Origin of the sequence: Coprococcus sp. AF21-14LB (assembly GCF_003458885.1) — a bacterium.
Classification (GTDB): domain Bacteria; phylum Bacillota; class Clostridia; order Lachnospirales; family Lachnospiraceae; genus UBA9414.
Window position 1 is genome coordinate 1 of record NZ_QRVX01000077.1, and the last position, 7,447, is coordinate 7,447.

Genomic DNA, 7,447 nt, shown 5'->3' on the forward strand with positions numbered 1-7,447 from the left:
AAGATGGTTGTCGTTAGCCATCTTTTTCTCTTTTTACGAAAAAGTTTCAGGGCAGATTTGACTCATGTGAGTCAATCTGCCCCTGTTTTGGAACTATCTATTTCCCGACAGCCCGTTTTTAAAAAGTAAATTCCTTATCTTACTTATACTGCTGCAATATCTTTTCAAGTAGCTATTTTTAGATAGATATGATATTATGAGAGAAGAATTTTGCGGAAGGATGAGGAATTTGGCAATTACAGTTAAAGATGTGGTAGGCATAGCGGAGAAAAAAGGCTGTATTCTTGCTACAGGTAAAGAGAATCTTGATACAGTAGTATTTTATGTCGATGGTATGGAAATTCCGAATATGGAGGCATGGATGCGGCCAAATGTGCTTTATATTACAACGGGGTATGCATATAGTGGAACAAAAGAAAGATTATTGTCACTAGTAAAAAGCTTAAATGAGGTAAAGGCAGCAGCGCTTGCGATAAAATCTCGTTTTATTGGTGCATATATGGACGACTTTTTAAAGTTAGCAGAGGAATACCAGTTTCCTATTATTATTATGCCAGAAGAGCTCCCATTTGTTGAACTGAATTATGCTATAATGGAAGCGCTTGTAACTTCACGGCATAATGATGAAGTGAAATATAAACATGAAGAAGCAAATAAAAGGAAAAGCGATAAGAAATTATTTATCGATTTTCTATCGGGTAATATTTCTTATGGGGAAGAACAGAAGCAGCGAGCTATAAAGCAGAGCTGGCCTAAGCCACCATATTATGTTATGTTGTTGGAGATAGAAGGAATATCTGAAGGAGAGTTAGAAGAACAAGCAGAAACAATAGAACAAAGTGTTCGTGGTATTTTGTTAGAAGAAAATGATACTTCAATTGTATTGTACAACAATAAGATATTTCCTTGTATCGTAAAGAAAAACTTGCAAGAATCAAATCAAGAATACTTTGAAAAGGTTCAAAAACAAGTCGCAGAGAAAACGGGATATGATGTGTTGATTGGGGTTTCTGAAGAAGCAAACTCATATCAGAATTTTCATGAGATTTATCAAGGAGCAATGGATGCATTGGAGATTGCACGAAGTCGAGAGATAGAAGGAAAAGTAGTCTGCATTAATAAAGTAGGGTATTGGAAACTACTAAAAGAAATTAGCCGTGAACAAGTATGTAAGGAGTATGTTTCAAGAGAATTAGATGCATTGATACACTATGATAAAGAAAATGAAAGTGATTTAGTCGAAACACTTGAATCTTTGGTGAATCACTTAGGGGCAAGAAATACAACGGCGACAAGTTTATATCTTCATAGGAATACATTGATGTATCGAATTAAGAAAATTGAGCATTTGACAGGATATGATTTGTCGAATCCGGAAAGTATATTGGAATTATCACTTGCTTTGCGATTAAAAAAAATTTATTCATGAATAAAAATGAACTCTACTCTAAAGTGATTCTTGCATTCAGAAGTGGAGTATTAGAATGGAATCAATTGAAAGAATTAAACAGGACATTGTTACATTTGCAGAAGAAAAAAAGGAAGAATTTGAACAAACCAGTTCTTATATTTTTGCACATCCGGAACTGGCATTCCATGAATACAAATCACAGGCAGCGCTTTGTGATCTGCTTGAAAAATATGGATTTAAGGTAACAAAAGGTGTTGGAAGTCTTGAAACAGCATTTGAAGCAGTGTATGATTCTGGAAAGCCGGGGAAAACAGTAGCCTTAATGGGAGAATATGATTGTTTGCCGGAGATTGGTCATGGATGTGGTCATAATCTGATTGGTACATCTGCAGCAGGCGGGGGTATTGTCTTAAAAGAAATCATGGAGAAGTATGATATTGGCGGTGTCCTGAAAGTACTTGGAACTCCTGCAGAAGAAAAGGGCAGTGGAAAAGCTATTATGCTTAAAGAGGGAGTTTTCGAAGGGATTAATGCCGCGTTGCTGATGCATCCTTCAAGCAACTCTGTTCCGGATGATATTTCTTTCGCATCTGTTGCAATTGAATTTACATTTCATGGAAAACCGGCTCATGCGGCAGCCTGTCCATGGAAGGGAGCAAATGCTTTAAGCGGGGTACAGCTGATGTTCCATGCAGTTGATATGATGCGCCTTCATATGAAAGATTACAGCCGTGTTCATGGAATTATTACAGAAGGCGGTGTAGCACATAATACTGTCACAGATGAAGCGAAAGCAGTGTTTAATATTCGTGCATTAGAGTATGATTATATGATGGAACTCGTAGAATGATTCGCAACTGTGCAAAAGGTGCGGCAATTGCAACTGGTACGACAGTGGAAGAAAAGCAGTTGGATGAAATTGTGAAGGATGTGCGAAACAATAAGAAATTGGTTCAATATGTTCGCAGCAATATGGAATTTATCGGAGAAGACTATATTGAACGTGATCTTACACAGGGAATTGGTTCAACTGATGTGGGAAATGTCACACATGAAATTCCTGCAATTCAGTTCTATGTAAAACTGAAAGAGAATGTAGGAACACATACAAAGGAATTTGCTGTGGCAGCTGGTGGAGAAGAAGGAAAGCGAAATCTTCATACATCTGTGCAGCTGCTGGCGATGAGTGCCTGTGATGTGCTGTTAGAGAAAGAAGATTAGGGAAGGCTCTAATTCAATAAAACTATAAATGTATGAAAAGTCGGCTAAAAACGAAGTTTTTGACCGGCTTTTTTGACTGTGCCGGCTTTTAAGAAAGCTTTCTATACAAGAGAAGTTTTCTGATGTATAATAATGCTATTGATAGTTTTGACAAATAAGTATAATCTTTGCATTTACGGAAAGGTGAAAGAATGATGCAGAAAGATAAAGAACAATATAATGTAAAACAGATACAGCCATTTCTTGCAGAAGGAGCAGAAGAACATTTTTTTCAGATTATGCAGGGCTATAACCGGATGATGGCGTATTATCGCTGTGCAATTATGGAAGTGGAAACAAAATTTAATGTATTAAATGAGGAGTTTTCACTGCAGCATGACCGGAATCCGATCAGCGGGATTAAAAGCAGATTAAAAAGCCTGCCAAGTATTCGTGAGAAGATGGACCGCAAAGGATTAGAATTTAATTTGCAGAATGTAGAGAAGGAACTAAATGATGTTGCAGGTGTGAGAGTGATTTGTTCCTTTGTTGAAGATGTATATTTGCTGGCGGACGCCTTATTAAAGCAAGATGATATTACGTTACTTGAAAAAAAGGACTATATTGCGCATCCAAAAGAAAATGGATATAGAAGTCTCCACTTGATTGTGACGGTACCGATTTTTCTGGAACACGAAAAGAGAATTATGAAAGTAGAAATTCAGCTTCGGACAATTGCGATGGATTTCTGGGCAAGTTTGGAGCATCAGATTTGTTACAAAAAAGATTTTGAGTTTACTGAGATAATGGCAAAAGAGCTCTATGAATGTGCCCAGTTGAGTGCTGATCTGGATACAAGAATGGATAATCTTCGCAGTCAGGTAGATTTGCAGAAGTAAAATAGCATTATTTTAGAAGAATCTGTTCGTTTGTACTTTACAATATCGAGTATCGATAATATACTATAAGTAGAAATATCGATACTCGATAAAAGGAGGTGCAGAATATGAGAAATGCAAGAAAGAGAGTTTGGAAGCGGTTTTCTTACCGAGAATGCGATGCTATGAAAGAATATCTTGAGCAGATGGCAGAGAAGGGCTGGTATTTAAAGAAACTTGGCGCGTGGATGGTTTTTGAACAGGGAATCCCAGGAAAACTACGCTATGCGGTCCATGTGTTTGTCAAAGGCAGTGAATATGACCGGAAACCAGAGGAAGATACAGAGGAGCTGATTGCGTGCTGTGAGGCGGCAGGTTGGAAGTTTGTCTGTAATTACGGAAAGTTCTGTGTCTTCTGTACAAATGATGATTCGGCAGTAGAACTTGAAACAGATGAAGAAATTCGTTTTTCTGTGATTCAGAAAGAAGAATCAAAGAAAATCTGGTTTTACTTTCTCTGCTTTGCATTTTTCTTTGTAATTACTCTGCGTCAGATTTTTTTGGACAGCAATCTGCTGTTTGACAATGAGACAGTTTTGGAAGCGGGAGTGCTGTTTCTTATGTTCCTAAATGGAAGTATTGACCTTTTCGAAGGAAAGAGATGGGCATTCAAAATAAAGAAACGTTTACAGATGGGAGAGTCGGTTCACTACAGCAGGTATCCGCTCTGGCTTCGGAGTATAGATCATATTTGTTTCTGGATGTGTATACTGTACTTTATTGTGCAGGCATTGTGGTATGACAATGCGATTGGATTCATTGGATTTTTCATCTGGTTCTGCACGATATTTATCATAATTAGTGTAATTAACAGACTTCAGCTTTCAAGGGAGAACCATCAATTATTTGTATGGTCATCTATTTTCTGGGGACCGCTTTTATATGTCGTATTGTCATTTGCACTTCAATCTGTAGGTACTCTTTCAAAAAATGAGGAAGGTATGCCGGAAAGTTTTCCGCTTGCAATTTCAGATCTTTCGGATGAAACTGTCAAAGAGGAGGTTTTGTATGGCGAATATCATTCGGGATGGTTTGGCAGTAAACTTTACTGTGCGCTTGGTAAAGAAGACGATGTGTATGCAGCGCTTCATTATGAAGTAATTGAAAGCAGATTCTCATGGGTACTGGATCATCAGTGGAAGAAGGCGTATGATGAAAGTGTTTATGAAGAAACAGAAGAACAGATATGGGGAGCAGAACGGGCTGTGAAACGAAAGACATATGGTGCAGATATGTATTTGCTTCGTTATCCTGACTGTATTCTGGTTTTTCAATTTGATGGGGAAATTACACCGCAGGTAATTGAGAACACAAGGGAAAAATTGAAAATAAATTAGGCGGTGAGCGTATGGCGAGGGAACAGTTTCAGACGTTAACGGAACCGATGTATTATATATTGCTTGCTTTGACACGAGAGTGCTGCGGAGTAGATATTATGGCCAGAGTAATGGAGATTTCTCATGGAAGAGTGCAGGTTGGTCCGGGTACTTTATACGCAATGCTGGCGAAATTTGAAGAAAATGAGATGATTCGGTTGACATCAGAAGAAAAAAGGAGAAAATATTATATGATAACTGCGAAAGGATTTGATCTGCTCTGTGAAGAATATGAGCGGCTGAAAACTCTCGTAGAAGATGGGAGGAATTATTTATGAAAATAACCTGGATTGGACATTCCTGTTTTAAAATTGAGGAAAATGGGTTTACGGTTGTATTTGATCCATATGAGGATGATACAGTACCGGGATTGAACCCGGTAAGGGAACGGGCAAATCTTGTTCTCTGCACACATGAGCACAGCGATCATAATTATCGTGCAGGTGTTGTAATTGAAAAGAGCGGAGAGAATCCATTTGTGATTTGTGAGATGGAGACCTATCATGATGACGTGCAGGGAGCGAAGCGTGGAACAAACCGCATCTATGTTTTAGACGATGGCAAAACAAAAATCGCTCATTTGGGAGATCTTGGCTGCGAGCTGACTTCGGAGCAAAAGGAACAATTAAAGGATTTGGATATTCTCTTTGTTCCGGTAGGCGGATTTTATACGATCAATGGAACACAGGCGGCAGCGCTTGTGAAAGAATTGAAACCGCATTTGACGATTCCGATGCATTTCCGGAATGATGAGAAAGGATTTGGATATCAGGAGATATCAATGCTTGGAGAATTTCTCATGAACACAGATTGTAAAACCACGTTTGAAAATGACAGTATTGAACTGTCAATAGGAACGGAGCAGGAGATTATTGTTATGATGCCTGCAAATACAAAAATTTAAGAATTCTGGTCTTGGATATGATAAAACAAGGCACTGGAGAAAAGAAGGAATCTCCGGTGCCTTGCATCAGTTATTGGACAGAATCTTTTAACTCAGCATGAATCTGTTTTGCAAAATTATCAAGCATATGGATGGTGGTGCGTATGTCCTCTCTTGTTGTTTCCGGATGGAGGGCGCAGATACGCAGCACCTTTTTCTTGTTTAATACGGTTGTGAAGATGGCAGCGTAGCCTGTTTGAAGCATTCGCTCCGATACTTTCTCGTTGATGAAAGCCAGTTCTTCTTCTGTCAAATCATCGGCAATATAGCGGAAATTTACCATTGCAAGCTGCGAAGGAGAAACAATTTCCCAGTGGTCTAATTCGCGTATTGCTTCTTCTGCCCAATCTGCAAGCTCAAAACCGTGTTCAATTGCGCTTCCGATCAGGTCCGTTCCCAATACCTGCAATGTGAGCCAAAGTTTCAGACCACGGGCAGGGCGTGTCAATTCCATTCCGATATCCCAGGGATTAATATGTTCGCAGTCGCCTTCGATATCTTTCAGATATTCAGGATTTACATGGAAACTATGGAATAAATGTCGCACATCTTTGACGAGTACCATAGCGCAGCCATAGGTCTGGAACAGCCATTTATGAGCATCCCAGCTGAGACTGTCGGCTTGTTCAATGCCTTTGAGCAAATGACGGTAATTTGGACTGAGAAGCACAGAAGCTCCGTAAGCGCCATCAATGTGGAACCAGAGTTCGTGCTCTCTGCAAATGGATGCAATTTCCGGAAGAGGATCAATGCTTCCGGTGTTTGTTGTTCCGGCAGTACCAATTACGACAAAAGGAATGCGTCCGGCTTCTTTGTCAGCCAGAATGGCATCTTTTAAGTCTTTCATCTTCATTTGAAAATGTGCATTTGTCGGAATAATACGAATTCTGGATTGAGGGATTCCGATAATACGAAGTCCTTTTGCAACAGAACTGTGCGTCTGATCAGAAATATATGCAACGCCGAGGTGCATTGTTTCATCATTTAGTTTCCAGTCCCGGGCAGCAGTCAGCGCAGTGATATTTGCCATAGAGCCTCCGCTTACGAATACACCGCCCGGGCGTTCGTGAAAGCCGGCTAAACTGCAGAGCCAGTGCAGCACTTCCTGCTCAATACAGTTGATGGTTGGGGCAAGTTTACTTCCGCCTGCATGAATATTGTATGCAGAAGTCATAATATCGCCAAGCCAGGAAATCGAAGAAGCAGGCCCCGGAACAAATCCGAAAAAGCGCGGATGGTTCCATCACCGCGGTAGTGATAAACTTCTTTCATCATTTCCTCTACTACTTCAGCAACCGGGCGGCCATCTCTGGAAAAACCTATCTGACGGATTTTTTCTTTCTGATCTTCGTCTGTGTACCAGGTAACATTCTGCGAGTGGATGTCACGTTTTTCTTTGCAGAATTCATGGACAAATGTCTGGACAATTTCTTCTAACTGTGCTGTATTTAAAACATTTTCGCTGTTAATCATAGTCTTTACTCCTTTTAAGTTATCAGATAATCAATAGTTCTTTACGCAATTCTATTCATAGTGTACACTAAGTACATATATAATGATAAATTCATCTATTTGATAA

Annotated in this window: 7 protein-coding genes and 1 pseudogene; 7 read left to right on the forward strand and 1 reads right to left on the reverse strand. The window is 39.4% G+C overall.

Going from position 1 to position 7,447, the window contains the following annotated elements; genetic code table 11:
* Window positions 1–229 precede the first annotated feature (229 nt).
* The 7 genes from DWX73_RS12375 to DWX73_RS12400 all read left to right on the forward strand — a co-directional run bounded on the left by DWX73_RS12375 (window position 230) and on the right by DWX73_RS12400 (window position 5,829).
* Window positions 230–1,429 carry a PucR family transcriptional regulator gene (locus tag DWX73_RS12375; protein WP_158556865.1) on the forward strand — a complete coding sequence of 400 codons (1,200 nt, stop codon included), beginning with the start codon at window positions 230–232 and terminating at the stop codon, window positions 1,427–1,429.
* Between the two features lie 55 nt (window positions 1,430–1,484).
* Entirely contained in the window at window positions 1,485–2,261 is a 777-nt protein-coding gene (locus tag DWX73_RS12380) for an amidohydrolase (protein WP_242996893.1), read from the forward strand.
* Window positions 2,258–2,632 carry a hypothetical protein gene (locus DWX73_RS14175; protein WP_242996895.1) on the forward strand — a complete coding sequence of 125 codons (375 nt, stop codon included), beginning with the start codon at window positions 2,258–2,260 and terminating at the stop codon, window positions 2,630–2,632. Before DWX73_RS12380 ends, DWX73_RS14175 begins: the two co-directional genes overlap by 4 nt.
* A gap of 191 nt (window positions 2,633–2,823) precedes the next feature.
* Entirely contained in the window at window positions 2,824–3,510 is a 687-nt protein-coding gene (locus DWX73_RS12385) for a GTP pyrophosphokinase (protein ID WP_118349039.1), read from the forward strand.
* A gap of 107 nt (window positions 3,511–3,617) precedes the next feature.
* Window positions 3,618–4,886, forward strand: coding sequence for a DUF2812 domain-containing protein (locus tag DWX73_RS12390; RefSeq protein WP_118349040.1), 1,269 nt, complete (start codon window positions 3,618–3,620; stop codon window positions 4,884–4,886).
* An 11-nt stretch (window positions 4,887–4,897) separates the two neighbouring features.
* Window positions 4,898–5,203 (forward strand): PadR family transcriptional regulator, encoded by a 306-nt coding sequence (locus DWX73_RS12395; protein WP_118349041.1) that lies wholly within the window; start codon window positions 4,898–4,900, stop codon window positions 5,201–5,203.
* On the forward strand, window positions 5,200–5,829 hold the full coding sequence (locus DWX73_RS12400) for an MBL fold metallo-hydrolase (protein ID WP_118349042.1): 630 nt from the start codon (window positions 5,200–5,202) through the stop codon (window positions 5,827–5,829). The genes DWX73_RS12395 and DWX73_RS12400 overlap by 4 nt, the downstream gene beginning before the upstream one ends.
* Window positions 5,830–5,899: 70 nt before the next feature.
* On the opposite strand, the pseudogene DWX73_RS12405 reads toward DWX73_RS12400, so the two are convergent.
* Window positions 5,900–7,341 (reverse strand): annotated as a pseudogene (locus tag DWX73_RS12405) (pyridoxal phosphate-dependent decarboxylase family protein).
* Window positions 7,342–7,447: the final 106 nt, after the last annotated feature.